This is a genomic window from Krasilnikovia sp. M28-CT-15 (genome assembly GCF_047159595.1).
Classification (GTDB): domain Bacteria; phylum Actinomycetota; class Actinomycetes; order Mycobacteriales; family Micromonosporaceae; genus Actinoplanes.
This window is the reverse complement of the sequence record NZ_BAAGAK010000001.1, coordinates 2,287,926-2,303,657: the sequence shown is the minus strand read 5'-3', so window position 1 is coordinate 2,303,657 and position 15,732 is coordinate 2,287,926. Positions and strand designations below refer to the sequence as shown.

Sequence of the window (15,732 nt, the reverse complement as noted above, 5' to 3'; positions counted from 1 at the left end):
TTGATTCACCCCGCGGCGCCGGCTGGGGCGTCGTCGCCCGTGCCCGCGGCGCGGTCCTCGGCCGCTGCTGCGACCGGCGTGGTCCCGGCCCCGGCCCGTTCGGGCTGGGCCGCACGGCCGGGAACATCATGATCGACGGTGGGCGACGGCGCCATGTCGGGATCGCCACGCTCGGCGTCGGCGGTCGCGGCGGCCCACGGGTCTTCGTACGGGCGGGGGCGGGGTCCAGCGGGGCGCGGCACCGCGGAACCGGTGCGGACCGTCCCCCGGCCCGCCCCGCGACGGACACCGGGTGCCTTCTGGCCGGTCGCGTCCGGCCGCCCGGCTGACGGGGGCGGCTCCGCCTCGGCGCGGGTGGCGGCGGACCAGGTGGTGTCGGGGTCGGTCGCGGGGCGCGGCACCGGCCCGGAGGTTTCGGACGTGGCAGTACGCGGGGCCGGTGGACGCTGGGCGGCCATCGCGGAGAACGCCCGCAGCAGGCTGGCGACGCCCGTGGCGAAGTCTCCCGCCCCGGTGGCGAGCCGCTCGGACATGTCGGGGCTGGGGTCGCGCAGGTTGGTGATCACCCGGCAGATGGGGCACACACAGCACTCGGCGCTGCCGGTGGCCCAGCCCCCTGCCTGATGGACGGGACCGGGCTGGGCGGGACCGGGCTGATCGTCGGTCTGCCGGGTGGAGCCGGGCGACGGGGCACCCGGCTCCGGTGCCGCGGATTGCGCGCCGCGGGGCTGGGACTCCGCGGTACCGGGTCTCGGGTGGGCACCCGAGAACTGGCCCAGCAGGCCCGCGACCGTGTCGCCGAGCAGGCCGAGCCCGTCGGCGACCCGGGCGGCCGTACCCGAATGGGTGTCGTCGCGGCTGTCGCCGGCGGAGGGGAAACCATGCTGCCCGGCCATGGCGAGCACCGTGGCGACGAGTCGCTCGGCCTCCTGCCGCGCCGACCCGGTGGTGCCTGGCATCTTCGTGCTCCTGCCTGCCTGCCGGCCGCTCAGGCCCCGGCGAGGCTCTCGACGCGGCGCTTGAGCTGCTTCAGCGCCGTATCCATGATCATCTTCTCGGCCTTGCGGCGGAACATGCCGAGCATGCCGATCGCGAGTTCCACCTCGAGGGTGTACGTGACAGTGGTGGTGCCGTCGCCGTTGTCGGCCAGGTCGTACGAGCCACGCTGGGACTTCTGCGTCTTCGACGGGGCGACCAGGTGCCACTCGACGCGCGACAGATCCTCGGCGTACTCGTACTGCAACGTGTACTCGTCGGCCATCACGCCCGCGTCGATGACGTAACGGACCTGGCTGGCGTAGCCGTCCTCATACTCCTCGATGACCTCGACTTCCTTCATCGCGTCCGCCCACTCCGGGTACGCCGGGAAGTCACAGATCACCGCGGCCACCCGGTCGAGGGGTGCATGAACCTGGATGGACTGCGTCGAGGTGTCCGCCATGCTCGGAGGCTACCGCGTCGCGGCCCGGATCCCGGCCACCGGGCCCGGCGGCGCACCTCGTGGGCCGCGGCCACGGCAGGGCTACCATCCGTCACGTGCCAACCTCAGCCAGCACCCCCGCGCGGGTCCAACCGCTCGCGGTGGCCGCCCGCATCGTCATGCTCGCCCTGGTCGGCGCCCTGACCCTGATCGCCACCCAGGATCTGGCCGAGCTGCGCTGGATCGCCCTGCTGGCGATCGCCGCGCTGCCCGCCCTGCTCACCCCGGACCACCGGATCGCGGCGCCGCTGGGCCGGTTCGCGGAGGTCACCATCACCGGCCTGGCGGCCGGGTCGGTGGCCGCCGCCGCCGATCTGACCGGCACGGTCGACGCGGGTTTCGGCGCCGAGGCGGTGCTGCCGTACCTGGCGGTGCCGCTGCTCACCGCGGCGCTGCGGCGCCGCCCGACCGAGGGCGCCGCGCTGCTGGGCGTCGCCGCGGTCTCGATGGTCGCGGGCGGGCTGATGGGCGGCGGCGTCCCGCCGATCACCCAGCCGGGATACCTGGCCGCCTGCGGCCAGTGGCTGGTGCTCGGCGCGATCGTCACGTTCGCCGCCGACACCATGCGCCAGCTCATGCAGCCCGCCGAACAGCAGCCCCAGCCGTACGCGGAGGCCACCCGGCTGCTCACCCAGCTGCGCAGCGTCGCCCGGTCCCTGCCCGGCGCCACGCTGGACCCGGGCGGCATCTCGGAGCACCTGCTGGAGGAGCTGCGGGCGACCGCCCCGGGCAACCGCGCGGCCGTGCTGTCGGCCAGCGGGGGCGGCCGGCTGGTGGTGCTCGCCCAGACCGGCGCCGAGCGCGTCGACTGGGAGGTCACGCTCGACGCGGACTCCGCCATCGCGGACGCGTGGGCCTCCCAGCAGCCGCAGGTGGCCAGCCGCTCCCAGGCCCGTACGCATGCCGGCGCGGAGGTGTCCTCGCTGGTCGTGCCGCTGGTGGCGGGCGTACGCACGATCGGATTGGTGATCCTGGAGTCCGACGTGCCGCAGGCGTACCCGCCGGGCGTGGTGTCCGGGGTGCTGGAGGTGACCGGCCCGGCGGCGCTGCGGCTGGAGGCGGCCCTGCTGTTCGACGATGTCCGGTCGCTGGCGACCAACGAGGAGCGCCAGCGACTCGCGCGGGAGATCCACGACGGAGTGGCCCAGGAACTGGTCATGGTCGGCTACGGGATCGACAACGCGCAGGCCACCCTCCCCGAGGGAGCCGAGGAGGCGGCCGAGGAGCTGCGCATCCTGCGGGGCGAGGTGACCCGGGTGATCACGGAGTTGCGGCTGAGCCTGTTCGAGCTGCGCTCGGAGGTGGACCGTAACGGCGGCCTGGCCGCGGCGATCGCGGAGTACGCCCGCACGCTGGGCACCTCGGCGGGCCTGCGGGTGCACTTCACGTTCGACGAGTCCACCGCCCGGCTGCCCGCCGCCACGGAGGCGGAACTGCTGCGCATCGCCCAGGAGGCGATCACCAACGCGCGTAAGCACGCCGGGGCGTCTAATCTGTGGGTCACCTGCACGGTGGACCCGCCGTACGCGGAAATCGAGGTCACTGACGACGGCAAGGGCTTCGCCGACGACCGCCCCGACGGGAGGTACGGCCTTGCGATCATGGCCGAGAGAGCGGAACGTATCCGGGGCCGTCTGGAGATCAGACCGCGACACCCCAGCGGGACAACCGTTGCGGTAAAGCTTGGAACTTCGACTCGGCGCGATAGCGTGCGGGATAGCGTTTCTGCACCAGAAGGAGAGTAACCCGAGCATGTCGACCAGTCCGTTGCCGACGACCCGCACCAAGGTGCTGCTTGTCGACGATCATGATCTGATCCGTAAGGGGCTGCGGCACGCATTCGAGCGGGACCGGCAGTTCGAGGTCGTCGGTGAGGCGGCCACGGCCGCGGAGGCGGTCCGGCAGGCCGGTGCCCTGCAGCCCGACGTCGTCATCATGGACCTGCGCCTACCGGACGGCAGTGGCCTGGAGGCCACCCGGGCGCTGCGCAAGAACAACGCCAACATGGGCATCGTCGTGTTGACCATGTACGCGGGTGACGACCAGCTCTTCGGTGCTCTGGAGGCCGGAGCCAGCGCTTTCGTGCCCAAGACCGCACCGGCGGACGAGGTGGTCGCGGCTGCCCGGCACGCCGCCAGCGCGCCCAGCGCGTTCACGGCCGCCGACCTGGCCGAGGCCATGAAGCGGCGACTCGCCCCGTCCGGTCCGCAGCTGTCGCCGCGCGAGGGTCAGGTGCTGCGCCTGCTGGCCGACGGCATGAGCGTGGCGGGCATCGCCAAGCAGCTGTTCGTCAGCGAGTCCACGGCGAAGACCCACATCTCCAAACTGTACGAGAAGCTCGGCGCGGCCAACCGCGCCCAGGCCCTGATGACCGCGCTGCGGCTGGGGCTGCTCGAGGCGCCGGACGCCCCGAAGTTCTGACCGCACCATCCTCTGGTCCGCCCGGCATGCGCCGGGCGGACCGGTCTTCCCGCGTGGACGGTGGCCCCGGCCCGGTCGCGCCGTTCACTCGTCGAGCGACCGGATCACCTTGCGCAGCAACGCGTTGAGTTGCTGTAACTCGTTCACGTCGAGTGCCTGAAGCAGCCGCTGCTCGCGCGCCATGCCCTCGAAGATGTGCTGGTTCCACACCGCCCGCCCGGTCGCGGTCGGCCGCACCACCACGCGGCGGCGGTCGGCGGCGCCGACCTCCCGGGTGATGAGGTCCGCCGCCGCGAGCCGGTCCAGGCGACTGGTCATGGCGGCCCGGGTGACGCCGGTGGCCTCGGCGAGTTGGGCCGGAGTGGCCTCGGTCGGGTAGGGCTGCACCATCAGCGCGTGCAGTGTCTTGTAGTCCTCCAGGGTGAAGTCGCGGTCGGCGAAGGCCGCGGCGTCCTCGCGGCGCATCCGGCGCAGGATGTGGTCCATCCGCACCAGCGCGCCCTCGACCTCCGGAGCGAACACGGGATCGCTCTTCCAGAATTCGGCCCACCGTGCGACGTGCTGGTCCACCGCGTCGCGGGGCTGCTCGCTCATGCTGCCATCCTGCCAGCCCTGACAAGCGTTTGATAGTCAACTAATAAATAGTTAGACGGTGAACTACTATTGCCGGCGTGCGTCTCCCCTCGGACTTCCGGCTCCTGGTCACCGGCATGGCCCTGTCGTGGCTCGGCAACGGCTTCCAGACCGTCGCGCTCGCGGTGGCGGTCGCCCCGACCGGTGGCGCGCGCGACCTCGGGCTGGTCATGGCCTGCTCCGTGGTGGCAATGCTGGCCTGCACCCTGTTCGGCGGCGTGTGGGCCGACCGCCTGCAGCCGCAACGCGTCATGATCGGCGCCGATCTGGTCCGGTTCGCCACCACGGGCGCCATTGCAGTCATGTTCGGCTCCGGCGGCTACCACCTTCCGGCGCTGTGTGCGCTGGCCGCCGTCTCGTCCGGCGCGGGCGCGTTCTTCTCCCCCGCCCTCATGGCGCTCAAGCCGCTGCTCGTCACGCCCGCCCGCCGCCAGTCCACCAACGCCACCCTCAGCCTCGTCCAGACCTGCTGTGCCGTGCTCGGCCCCGCCCTCGGCGGCCTGACAGTCGCCCGGTTCGGCGCCAGCACCGGCTTCGCGGTCAACGCGGCGAGCTTCCTCGCCTCCACCGCCGCGGCGGCGCTCATCCGCGCCCACGCGCCACGGGCCCCGCGGGGGAGGATGTGGCAGGACCTCGGCGCCGGATGGCGCGAGATCCGCACCCGGGACTGGCTACTGGCCGGCGTCCTGTCCGCCACCGTGTACCACATCGCGAACGGTGTCGTGTTCGTCCTCGTCCAGGTGCTCGCGGTCGAACGCCTCGGCGGGGCGAGCGCCGCCGGTTTCGTCGCCTCGGCGGAGGGACTCGGCGGCGTCGTCGGGGCGGCGGTCGCGCTGCGGCTGCGCCCGGCCCGCCTGCTACGCGCCGGATGGTTCGCGCTGTTCCTGATGCCGCTGTGGGCGCTCGCGTACGTGTGGCCGGGCGTGCTGCTGCCCGTGATGGCCGGCGCGGTGGCCGGGTATGCCGGACTCTCGTTCTTCTCCGTGGCCTGGGAGACCGCGTTGCAGGACCACGTGCCGCACGCCGCGCTCGGGCGGGTGCACTCGTGGGACATGCTGACGTCGTTCGTGGCGATGCCGGTGGGCAGCGCACTGGCCGGGCCGCTGTCCGAGGCGTACGGCATGGATCGCGTGCTGGTGGTGTGCTCCGTGGTGTTCGCGCTGGCGGCGGCGGCACCGCTGCTGGTGCCCGCCTCGCGCAGGCTCACCCGCGCCCCGGCGGCGGCTGAGCCACCGGTCATGGCCACCGCCGGAGTCTGACCCGCGCAGCCCTTCGGCCCCACCGTGCACGTTGTCGGCCGCACCGCGCACGTTGTCCGGCCCCACCGTGCACCCGCCGCAGCGAGCGGTCAGCCGTGGAGCAGCGCCGCCATCCGGTCCGCCTGTTGCTCCCAGCGCCATTCCCGCTCGACCCACTCCCGGCCCGCCGCACCCATCGCCCGCGCCTTGGCCGGGTCGGAGAGCAGCTGCACCAGTCGCTCGGTGAGCGCGGCGAGATCCCGCCCGCCCACCACATACCCCGTCTCGCCGTCGCGGACCGCGTCCGGGGCGCCGCCGGAATCGCCGCCGACGACCGGCAGGCCGGTGGCGGACGCCTCCAGGTAGACGATGCCGAGTCCCTCCACGTCCAGCCCGGCCGCGCGGGTGCGGCAGGGCATCGCGTACACGTCGCCGGCCGCGAACAGGGTGGGCAGCTCGGCCCACGGCACCGAGCCGGTGAAGACCACATCGGACTCGACGTCGTGCTCGCGGGCCAGCCGTTCCAGCGTCTTCCGGTACGGCCCGCCGCTGCCCAGCAGCAGCGCCGCCCCGGGCACCCGGCGGCGCACCTCGGGCAGCGCGCGGATCAGTGTGTCCTGGCCCTTGCGCGGCACCAGCCGGGACACGCACACGATCACCGGCCGGTCGGACAGGCCGTAGCGGGCGCGCACGGCGGCACCGTCCACATCGGGGTGGAACGCGTCGACGTCCACCCCGGGCGCCAGCCGGTGCAGCTCGGTGCGCTCCCCCAGCGCCCGGGCGAGCCGGACCCGCTGATACTCCCCCAGGTAGGTCAGCACGTCGTTGCCGTGCGCGATGCGGCGCAGCAGCTGCCGGGCGCCGGGCAGCGCCGCCCAGCCGATCTCGTGGCCGTGGGTCACCCCGACCGCCCGGCGCACCCCGGTCCGGCGGCGCAACCCGTCGGCCAGCAGTCCCAGCGGCGCCGCCGCACCGAACCAGACCGTGTCGCAGTCGTGGGCGCGGGCCAGATCGGCCGCACGCCGGGCCACCGCCGGGGTGGGTAGCAGCACCCCGGTGTTCTCGCGGACCACCTCGAACGGCTGCTCGGCGTCGAACTTCTCCGCCCCCCGCCAGGTGGAGGCGTAGACCACCACGGAACCGGCGGGCTGGCGTACGGCCAGGTTGTGCACGAACTGCTGGATGCCGCCGGGCCGGGGCGGGAAGTCATTCGTGATCAGCAGGGTGCGCCCCATCAGCGTTCCCCCCGGGCGTACGCGCGGGCGGCGGCCATCCGCTCCACGGTGGACGGATGCGAGGCGGACATGACGTACTCCCAGGTCGGCGGGTCCGGGTCGGCGAGGTTGACCGTGCCCAGGCGGCGCTGCATGGACTCGAAGGTGGCCGGGTCACCGGTCAGCGCGAGCGCGTGCGCGTCCGCCCGCGCCTCGATCCGGCGGGTGAGCAACGCCTGGGCTGGACCCGCCACCAGCCCGGCGACCGTGCTCACCGCGAGGAGCAGGGCCATCGCCCGGGGCTCGCCGATGGCGCCCACCCCGGCCCACCGCAGCAGCGGGCTCCAGCCGCCGAGCAGGAACAGGGCCACCACCGCGGTCGCGGCGCCGAGCGCGCCGATCAGGGTGCCGGTGAGCACGTCCTGCTCCTTGGCGTGACCCAGCTCGTGCGCGGTCACGGAGACCACCTCGGCGGGGTCGGCCTCGGCCAGCATCGTGTCGTACACGACGATGCGCCGGGTCGGCCCGAACCCCGACACGTACGCGTTGACCGCCCGGGTGCGCCGGGACGCGTCCGCCACGAGCACGTCGCGCACCGGCACCCCGTCGCGGGCGGCCAGCGCCAGCAGCTCGGTGCGCAGCGGCCCGTCGGCCATCGGGGTGAACCGGTTGAAGACCGGCTCGACGACCACGGGCAGCACGAACGACAGCAGCACCACGAGCGCGGCGGCCCCGGCCGCCCCGAACGCCCACCACCAGCGCGGCGCCAGCCGCACCACCGCGAAGAAACCGAACAGGACTATCCCGCCGATCACCGCGCCGACCGCGTAGCCCTTGAGCAGGTCGACCCTCCAGCCGCCCCAGGACTGGGTGGAGATGCCGTACCGGACCGCGATGGTGTGGCGCCACGCGGCGAACGGCAGCGTGAGCACCTCGAGCAGGAAGACCACGGCGAGCCCGCCGAGCACGGCCTGCGCCGCCCAGTGGCCGCCGAAGGGCCGCCCGGCCAGCTCCACCACCCGCGCCCCCAGCGGGGTCAGCCCGAGCACGAGCGCCGCGACCAGCCCCAGCACGAGCGCACCGTACGTCGCCGGGCGCAGGTCGGCGTGGAAGGCGCGGGCCCGGGCCACCTGCGCGGACGGGAACTCGCGCAGCGCGGCCAGCTGGTCGGCGCGCGGAGCGGGCGGACGATGCCACGGCACGGTCACGACCACCGCCACGACCAGGGCTACGACCAGGACGGCGAGGGCGCAGGCCGCCCATGTGCGGGGGGTCATCCGTCAGCTCGCTGGCTCATGGCCGCCCATCGTAGAGAACGGCTCTGATGATCACCCATCGTGTGCTCAGGCCACCCGACGGGGCCGGCGCAGGGGCACCACGACCGGCGGGGGCGGGGTCGCCAGCAGCTCGACCTCGAACCCCGCCAGCTCGAAGGTCTCGACGGCGCGCAGCTCGCCGGGGGTCAGATCGGCGATGCCGTCGGGGGTGTCGTACAGCGTGCTGACCAGGCAGCCGTGGCACTGCTCGGTCCGCTCGGCGCACCGCCCGCAATCGATGATCATCTCTTCTCCCTCCGCGACGGTGACCGGCCGCGATGTCGACCCGGGAGGTCGACGGGGGAAGGTGTCGCGGACCGACCACCATCGGTGACCGTCACGCTATGCGAGGGGTACGACAAGAACGGCACGACGGCCCCGCGAGGGCTCAGGAGCGTGCGAGCCGCCGCAGCAGTGAATCCGCACCCATGGGGTACGCCCCATGGCGCCGGACTCCGTCGGCCACCTCCCGGTCGGAGGAGACCACCACGATCGGCCGCCCCGCCGGTTCCGCCCGGACCAGCTGGCGGATCAGCTCGTCCGCGGTGTCGCCCTTGCGGGAGAACAGCACCCGGACGCCGCGCGGCGCCGGTGGCAGCCCGTGCACCCGCTCCGCGCCGTCGAACACCACCGTCACCTCGTCGCCGGTCTGTGCGGCGATCCCGCCGAGCCCCGTGATCAGCCGCTTGCGCTGATTCTCCAGCGAGATCTCCGCGAAGCCGCGCTTGGTGACGTTGTAGCCGTCCACGATGAGATGCGCGCGGGGCAGCGCCAGCAACTGGTCGAGCCGCGCCGGGTCGTCGGTGTCCTGGGCCCGCGGCCGGGACCGCTCCTGCTGGCCGGGGCGGTCGGCCGCCGCGTCGGCGACGAAGTCCGCGGGCAGCCGGTCGGACGGCCCGAGCGCCAGCTCCCGGCGCAACCCGGAGGCGGCCTGCCCGATCGTCTCGATCAGCAGCCACAGCCGCGCCTCGTCCGCGGCGCGGGCGTCCCGGGCGTTCTGCCGCCCGCTCGCGGCGGCCGCCTCCGCCTCGGCGAGTTTCGCGCGCAGCCGGCGTACCTCGGCCTCGTGATCCGCCGTGGCCCGGGCCGCGCGGCCCTTCTCCGTGGCCAGCAGGTCGCTGGCCCGCTTCTGCGCGGCCTGCGCCTCGCGCAGGGCGCGCCCGGTGGAGCGGGCCTCCTCGCGCACCTGACCCAGCTCCTCGCGGACCCGGGCCAGCTCGTCGCGCAGCTTGTCCGCTTCCACCTTGGCGACCGCGCGGTCGTGCTCGGCGCGCGTGGCCCGCTGCTCCGCGTCGCGGACCAGGCCCGCCACGGCGGCGGTGTCCGCCTCGGCGCGCACCGCGTCGCCCGCGGCCTCGACCAGCGCACGCCAGCCCTCGGGACGGGCCAGAAACGCCAGCGCGGCCACCTCCACCGGGTCGGCGGCGGCCGGGGCGACCCCGCCGGTGATCGCGGCACCAAGATCACCCGCGTCCCCGACGATCCGGGCGCCGACCCGCTGCCGGAACAGCGGATCCGCGGTGAGCTGGGCGGCGATCGCCGCGCCGCCGAGCTTGGCCCGTCGGTTCGGCGCGAACCGGACGACCCGCCGCAGCGCCACCGGCACCTCGTCCGCGGCCAGGGCGGGCAGGGCCGCGGCGACCAGCGCGGTGACCCGGGCGCGGACCGGCTCCGGCAGCACCGGCTCGGCCCCGGACACGTCGACGACCGCCTCCTCAGGGAGGCGGTCGTCGAAGGATGGGACCGCGGACATGCCACCAGTCTCCCACCGCGCCCGACCCGACCGCCCAGGGCAGAGGCGATCACTTTCGCCGCGGCCCCGGCCGATTGTCGTACCCCGGCCCTAATGTGCGCGCCGTGGCACAACCGGCATACGTGCAGGGCACTCTGGACACCCTCCTGAGCGCCGACGGCTCCGTCGCACCGGCGGCGCTGTCCCTGCGGGACACGACGTTCGTGGTGCTGGATCTGGAGACCACGGGCGGCGCCCCCGACGGCGCCGGGATCACCGAGATCGGCGCGGTGAAGGTGTGCGGCGGCGAGCAGCTCGGGGTGTTCGCCACCCTGGTCAACCCGGGTGAGCGGCTGCCGCCGTTCATCACCGTGCTGACCGGCATCACCGAGGCGATGCTGGCCCCGGCGCCGCCGATCGAGGTGGTGCTGCCCAGCCTGCTGGAGTTCCTGCGCGGCGCGGTCCTGGTGGCCCACAACGCGCCCTACGACGTGGGCTTCCTCAAGGCCGCCTGCGCGCGCCACGGCTACCCGTGGCCCCAGCCGCGGGTCGTCGACACCGCCGCGCTGGCCCGCCGGGTCCTGACCCGCGACGAGGTGCCCAACCGCAAGCTCAGCACGCTGGCCCGGTTCTTCCGCGCCGCGGTCGAGCCCACCCACCGGGCGCTGGACGACGCCCGCGCCACGGTCGACGTCCTGCACGGCCTCATCGAGCGGCTCGGTGGTCACCGGGTGCACACCCTGGGCGAGGCGATCGAGTTCGCCAAGGCGGTCACCCCGGCCCAGCGCCGCAAACGCCATCTGGCCGACGGGCTGCCGCACGCCCCCGGGGTCTACGTGTTCCGGGGCGCGGACGAGCGCGCGCTCTACGTCGGCACGTCGAAGGACATCGCCACCCGGGTGCGCACGTACTTCACCGCCAGCGAGAAGCGGGCCCGGATCTCCGAGATGCTGACCGCGGCGACCCGGGTGGAGGCGGTGGAGTGCGCGCACGCACTGGAGGCCGAGGTGCGCGAACTGCGGCTGATCGCGGCACACGCACCGCCGTACAACCGACGGTCGAAATACCCGGAGCGGGTGGTGTGGCTCAAGCTGACCACGGAGGCGTATCCACGCCTGTCCGTGGTGCGTCAGCTCGCCGACGACGACGCGACCTACCTGGGGCCGTTCTCCTCCCGGCGCACCGCGGAGCTGGCCGCCGCCGGGGTGTATGACGCCGTGCCGCTGCGGCAGTGCACCCACCGGCTGTCCGTGCGCACCCCCACCCCGGCGTGCGCGCTGGCCGAGCTGGGCCGCTGCCCGGCCCCCTGCGAGCACCAGATCACCACCGAGGAGTACGCGCGCCGCGCCGCGCTGCCGTTCCGCACGGCCACCCACGGCGATCCCGAGCCGATCGTGGACGCCCTGCTGGCCCGCATCGCCTCGCTCAGCGACCGGCAGCGCTACGAGGAGGCGGCGGTGGTCCGGTCGCGGCTGATCGCCCTGCTGCGGGCCACGGTGCGGATGCAGCGCCTGGGCGCGCTGACCAGACTGCCCGAGCTGGTCGCGGCCCGCCGGGACGCGGTCGGCGGCTGGGAGATCATCGTGGTCCGGCACGGCCGGCTGGCCGCCGCGGCCACCTCCCCACCGCGGGAGCACCCGCGCCCGACCCTGGACGCCGCCCGGGCGACCGCCGAGACCGTACGGCCGGGGCCGGGCCCGGTGCCGGCCGCGTCCGCCGAGGAGACGGAGCGGATCCTGGCGTGGCTCGACCGTCCCGACACCCGCTTGGTGGAAACTTCTGGTGACTGGGTGTCACCGGCCCGTGGCGCCGCGCGGTTCAGTAGCCTGCTCAGCAGGGCGGAAGCCGCGGCCTCGGGCCGGGACTCGGCCGTTTGCTCATCGGTAACTGACCGTTCGGATGACCGTCGCTCGCATAGGCTGTAGGGCACGCGGGGTTACCGGCGCGTCGGAGGGTTCGGCGAGCCGTTGTATCGGCGGTCGGCAGCGCGCCTGCCGACACACTCGGCAAGCCATCCGTTTCCGGTGTGCCGGCCAAGCCCCGAGGTTGTTCTGTGCGTGCGCGTGACAGATCGGTGAGGGGGTGTCCGGGGTGGATGTCGACGCCGGTCACGGCGCCGCGTTTGGCCGCGCCCTGTCGACGGCTCCCTCCGAGACCACGCTCACCCAGCGACTGCGCTCCCTGCTGAGCTTCCAGAGCGGCGACGACGATCCCGTCGCCACGCTGACCAAGACACACAAGGCCGTGCACCCGTCGGCGGACGTGGGCATGCTGCGGCGCAGCTACTCGATCGCCGCGGCGATGCACGAGGGGCAGAAACGCAAGAGCGGCGACCCGTACATCACCCACCCGCTCGCGGTCGCCCAGATCTGCGCCGAGCTGGGGATGGACACCACCACCCTGGTGGCCGCGCTGCTGCACGACACGGTCGAGGACACCAGCTACACCCTCGAAGCCTTGCACGGCGACTTCGGCCCCGAGGTGACCCACCTGGTCGACGGCGTGACCAAGTTCGACAAGGCGTTCTACGGCAAGGTGGCCGAGGCCGAGACGATCCGCAAGATGATCGTGGCGGCTGGCAAGGACGTCCGGGTGCTGGTCATCAAGCTCGCCGACCGCCTGCACAACATGCGCACGCTGGACGCCCGCTCCCCCGCCTCACGGGCCCGCATCGCCACGGCCACCCTGGACGTGCTCGTGCCACTCTGCGACCGGCTCGGCATCCAGGCCCTCAAGCGTGACCTCGACGACGTCGTGCTGTACCACCTGCACCCGGAGGCGTACTCCCGCATCGAGGAGCACGTGAAGAACCGCCCCGGCTGGGCGCAGTACCTGGCCGACGTCACCAACAAGACGCTCACCGCGCTGCGTCGGTCCCGGGTGGACGCCAAGGTAACCCCACGGCCCCGGCACTACTACTCGATCTGGAAGGACACGGTCGCCGGCGGGTATCCGGTGCCGTTCGACCTGCCCCGTATCGCGGTGGTGATCGACGGCCCGGACACGGACTGCTATGCCGCGCTCGGTGCGATCCACGGCCGGTGGCGCCCGGTCGCGGGCCGGTTCAAGGACTTCATCGCCTCGCCGAAGAACAACCTGTACCGCTCCCTGCACACCACGGTGACCGGGCCCGACGGCCGGCTCGTCGAGGTGCTGATCCGTACCGAGTCGATGCACCGCTGCGCCGAGTACGGCGTCGCCACCGGCTTTCGCTACCCGAAGACCGAATGGGCCGAGACCCCCGGCTCCGACCAGCTCACCTGGCTGCGCCGGGTGCTCGACTGGGAGCAGGAGACCACGGACGCCGGCCAGTTCCTCGCCTCGCTGCGGTGCGACCTGGCCGAGGCGCAGATCCAGGTGTTCGCCGACGGCACCACGGTCGAACTGCCCGCCGGTTCCACCCCGGTCGATCTGGCGTACGAGCTGAGCCCTGACAAGGGCGACCAGTGTCTCGCCGCCACGATCAACGGCCGGCTCGCCCCGCTCAGCTCCCCGCTGCGCGACGGCGACGTCGTGGAGATCTTCACCGAGACGGACGGCCACGTCGAAACGGAGCTGGACGCCCCGCGCGGCCCGCGCAAGGAGTGGCTGGGCTTCGTCAAGTCGCCCCACGCCCAGATGCAGATCAACCGCTACTTCGCCGAGGCGGACGCCCCGGGCATCAGCATCGCGGACAAGGTCCGCCTCGGCCGTGCCACGATCGGGCTGACGCTGCGCAAGCACGACCGGGGCCTGGCCAGCGAGGTCCCGCTGCGCCGCCTCGCCGAGGAGCTCGGCTACCCCGACCTGGAAACCATGCTGGTCGCGGTCACCGAACGCAGCCTGGAGCCGGACAACGTCGTCGAGCAACTCATCGCGCTGGTCGACCACCCGGACTGACAGGGCGGCGGCCCATAGTTGTGCCCCGATAGCCTGATGGGGTGAATCTCCACCGGCGATTGCGTGGCTACGCGTACCAGATCCTGTACCGGTTGCCGCACCGCGCGCGTCGCCGCCTCGTCCGCGTCGTCTCGCCGAAGTACCTCGTCGGGGCGGTGACCCTGCTCCACGATGCGGAAGCACCGGCGCCCGGGCGGCTGCTCCTGCTGCGCCAGCCGCCGGGCCGAGGCTGGGGACTGCCCGCGGGCCTGCTCAAGCGGCGCGAGCCGCCCGTGGAGGGCGCCGCACGGGAGCTGTTCGAGGAGACCGGCGTGGACCTCGATGCCGCGGCGCTGACGCCGGCCGTGCCCAACGCCATCGTGCACGCCAAGGGCTGGGTGGACACCGTGTTCACGGCGAGCGTGCCGGCCTCCCGTACGCAACTGGTCGTGGACGGTGGCGAGGTGCTGGAGGCCCGCTGGTTCCCGCTGGACGACCTGCCGCTGCTGACCCCGAACACGGAACTCCTGCTGGGCCTCTACGGCATCGGTCCGGCCGCCGGCTCGCCAGAGTCACCGTCGGCGCCACCACCGCCCGCCGACGGCGGTACGTCGTGATCGGAGTCTGCGCTGTCGTCCTGGCCGCCGGGGAGGGCCAGCGGCTGCGACCGCTGACCGAACGGCTGCCCAAGGCGCTGTGCCCGGTCGGCAACGTGGCACTCCTCGATCGTGCGCTGCACCGGCTGGCCGGGCTGGGACTGGCCGGGCCGGACACCACCGCGGTCAACGCCGCGTATCTGGCCGAGCAGGTGGTGAGCCACGTCGGCGGGCGCGCGCACCTGTCCGTGGAGCCGGACGGCCCGCTGGGCACCTCCGGCGGCATCGGGCGCCTGCGCGGCTGGATCGACGGGCGCGGGGTGCTGGTGGGCAACGCGGACGCGTACCTGGCGGATCCCCGGCGTGAGCCCGGCAAGGACATCGCGGCGCTGCTGGACGGCTGGGACGGTGAGACCGTACGCATGCTCACCCGTCCCCCGGAGCCGGGCGCGACCGGCGAATTCAGCGGGCGCCGGTTCGCCGGTTTCTCCCTGCTGCCGTGGCGGCGGGTCCGGGACCTGGCGGCGCAGCCGAGCAACCTGGTGCGGACGGTGTGGCGGCCCGCCGAGGCGGACGGCGCCCTCGAACTGGTGGACTTCGACGGTCTGTACCTGGACACCGGCACCCCGGCCGACTACCTGGCGGCCAACCTGCACGCGGCGGGCGACGGCAGCCTCATCGATCCGACGGCGACGGTCACCGGCAGCTGTACCCGCTCCGTGGTCGGAGCAGGGGCGGTCGTGCGCGGGGACGTGGAGCGGTGCGTGGTGTGGCCAGGCGCGACGGTGTCGGCGGCCGAGCGCCTGTTCAAGGTCGTCCGTACGGGCGTGGGCGTGACCGTACCGGCATGAGCTGCCGCGTGCGGCTTGGCGCGGTCGCCCACGCCGATAGCATTGGCCCATCCGTCCGACCGGCCCTGGAGCGAGGAGCCCGCAGGTGAACACCGCGATCGTGCACATCGACTGCGCCACCGATTCGATCCCCGAGGTCGCCCAGGCGCTCGCAGAACTGCCCGGCGTCAGCGAGGTGTACTCGGTCGCCGGCAACGTCGACCTCATCGCGATCGTCCGGGTGCCGCACTTCGACGACATCGCCGAGGTCATCGCGGGGCGTATCTCGAAGACCCCCGGGGTGCTGAACACCGAGTCGCACATCGCGTTCCGGGCCTACTCCCGGCACGACCTGGAGGACGCGTTCGCGATCGGCCTGCCCGACGCGGACTGACCGCAGGCACAGCGAAGGGG

The 15,732-nt window shown here is 73.6% G+C and carries 15 protein-coding genes; 8 read left to right on the top strand and 7 right to left on the bottom strand.

Features of this window, described 5'->3' with window-relative positions:
• Positions 1 to 5 precede the first annotated feature (5 nt).
• Together ACMCNO_RS10965 and ACMCNO_RS10960 are read right to left on the bottom strand one after the other, a co-directional pair.
• Complete coding sequence (locus ACMCNO_RS10965) at positions 6 to 959, bottom strand: hypothetical protein (RefSeq protein WP_412749297.1); 954 nt, start codon at positions 957 to 959, stop codon at positions 6 to 8.
• 29 nt (positions 960 to 988) lie between these two features.
• Positions 989 to 1,441: an SRPBCC family protein gene (locus ACMCNO_RS10960; RefSeq protein WP_412749296.1), complete on the bottom strand. Its 453-nt coding sequence runs from the start codon at positions 1,439 to 1,441 to the stop codon at positions 989 to 991.
• A gap of 95 nt (positions 1,442 to 1,536) precedes the next feature.
• Between ACMCNO_RS10960 and ACMCNO_RS10955 the strand changes: the two genes are divergently transcribed.
• Together ACMCNO_RS10955 and ACMCNO_RS10950 are read left to right on the top strand one after the other, a co-directional pair.
• A complete protein-coding gene (locus ACMCNO_RS10955) occupies positions 1,537 to 3,225 on the top strand; it encodes a GAF domain-containing sensor histidine kinase (RefSeq protein WP_412749295.1) in 1,689 nt (562 codons plus the stop codon).
• Between the two features lie 7 nt (positions 3,226 to 3,232).
• The gene (locus tag ACMCNO_RS10950) at positions 3,233 to 3,901 is read left to right on the top strand and encodes a response regulator (protein WP_130511446.1); all 669 of its coding nucleotides are present in this window, start codon (positions 3,233 to 3,235) and stop codon (positions 3,899 to 3,901) included.
• An 84-nt stretch (positions 3,902 to 3,985) separates the two neighbouring features.
• On the opposite strand, the gene ACMCNO_RS10945 is transcribed toward ACMCNO_RS10950, so the two are convergent.
• Positions 3,986 to 4,495 carry a MarR family winged helix-turn-helix transcriptional regulator gene (locus ACMCNO_RS10945; RefSeq protein ID WP_412749294.1) on the bottom strand — a complete coding sequence of 170 codons (510 nt, stop codon included), beginning with the start codon at positions 4,493 to 4,495 and terminating at the stop codon, positions 3,986 to 3,988.
• Between the two features lie 77 nt (positions 4,496 to 4,572).
• Here ACMCNO_RS10945 and ACMCNO_RS10940 point away from each other — a divergent pair, with 77 nt between their 5' ends.
• Positions 4,573 to 5,793 (top strand): MFS transporter, encoded by a 1,221-nt coding sequence (locus ACMCNO_RS10940; protein ID WP_412749293.1) that lies wholly within the window; start codon positions 4,573 to 4,575, stop codon positions 5,791 to 5,793.
• Positions 5,794 to 5,882: 89 nt separating this feature from the next.
• On the opposite strand, the gene ACMCNO_RS10935 is transcribed toward ACMCNO_RS10940, so the two are convergent.
• The 4 genes from ACMCNO_RS10935 to ACMCNO_RS10920 form a co-directional block, all read right to left on the bottom strand.
• Positions 5,883 to 7,007, bottom strand: a complete 1,125-nt coding sequence (locus tag ACMCNO_RS10935; RefSeq protein WP_412749292.1) for a glycosyltransferase family 4 protein — start codon at positions 7,005 to 7,007, stop codon at positions 5,883 to 5,885.
• Positions 7,007 to 8,263: a M48 family metallopeptidase gene (locus ACMCNO_RS10930; RefSeq protein ID WP_412749291.1), complete on the bottom strand. Its 1,257-nt coding sequence runs from the start codon at positions 8,261 to 8,263 to the stop codon at positions 7,007 to 7,009. The genes ACMCNO_RS10935 and ACMCNO_RS10930 overlap by 1 nt, the downstream gene beginning before the upstream one ends.
• 66 nt (positions 8,264 to 8,329) lie before the next feature.
• On the bottom strand, positions 8,330 to 8,548 hold the full coding sequence (locus ACMCNO_RS10925) for a hypothetical protein (protein WP_412749290.1): 219 nt from the start codon (positions 8,546 to 8,548) through the stop codon (positions 8,330 to 8,332).
• Positions 8,549 to 8,690: 142 nt separating this feature from the next.
• Positions 8,691 to 10,055, bottom strand: coding sequence for an NYN domain-containing protein (locus ACMCNO_RS10920; RefSeq protein ID WP_412749289.1), 1,365 nt, complete (start codon positions 10,053 to 10,055; stop codon positions 8,691 to 8,693).
• Between the two features lie 104 nt (positions 10,056 to 10,159).
• On the opposite strand from ACMCNO_RS10920, the gene ACMCNO_RS10915 reads away from it, so the two are divergent.
• The 5 genes from ACMCNO_RS10915 (at position 10,160) to ACMCNO_RS10895 (ending at position 15,712) form a co-directional block, all read left to right on the top strand.
• Positions 10,160 to 11,959 (top strand): DEDD exonuclease domain-containing protein, encoded by a 1,800-nt coding sequence (locus ACMCNO_RS10915; protein ID WP_412749288.1) that lies wholly within the window; start codon positions 10,160 to 10,162, stop codon positions 11,957 to 11,959.
• A gap of 166 nt (positions 11,960 to 12,125) precedes the next feature.
• Positions 12,126 to 13,913, top strand: coding sequence for a RelA/SpoT family protein (locus tag ACMCNO_RS10910; protein ID WP_412749287.1), 1,788 nt, complete (start codon positions 12,126 to 12,128; stop codon positions 13,911 to 13,913).
• Positions 13,914 to 13,954: 41 nt separating this feature from the next.
• A complete protein-coding gene (locus ACMCNO_RS10905) occupies positions 13,955 to 14,509 on the top strand; it encodes an NUDIX hydrolase (RefSeq protein WP_412749286.1) in 555 nt (184 codons plus the stop codon).
• Complete coding sequence (locus ACMCNO_RS10900; protein WP_412749285.1) at positions 14,506 to 15,339, top strand: sugar phosphate nucleotidyltransferase; 834 nt, start codon at positions 14,506 to 14,508, stop codon at positions 15,337 to 15,339. Before ACMCNO_RS10905 ends, ACMCNO_RS10900 begins: the two co-directional genes overlap by 4 nt.
• Positions 15,340 to 15,424: 85 nt before the next feature.
• Positions 15,425 to 15,712, top strand: a complete 288-nt coding sequence (locus ACMCNO_RS10895; RefSeq protein WP_130511436.1) for an Lrp/AsnC family transcriptional regulator — start codon at positions 15,425 to 15,427, stop codon at positions 15,710 to 15,712.
• Positions 15,713 to 15,732 lie beyond the last annotated feature (20 nt).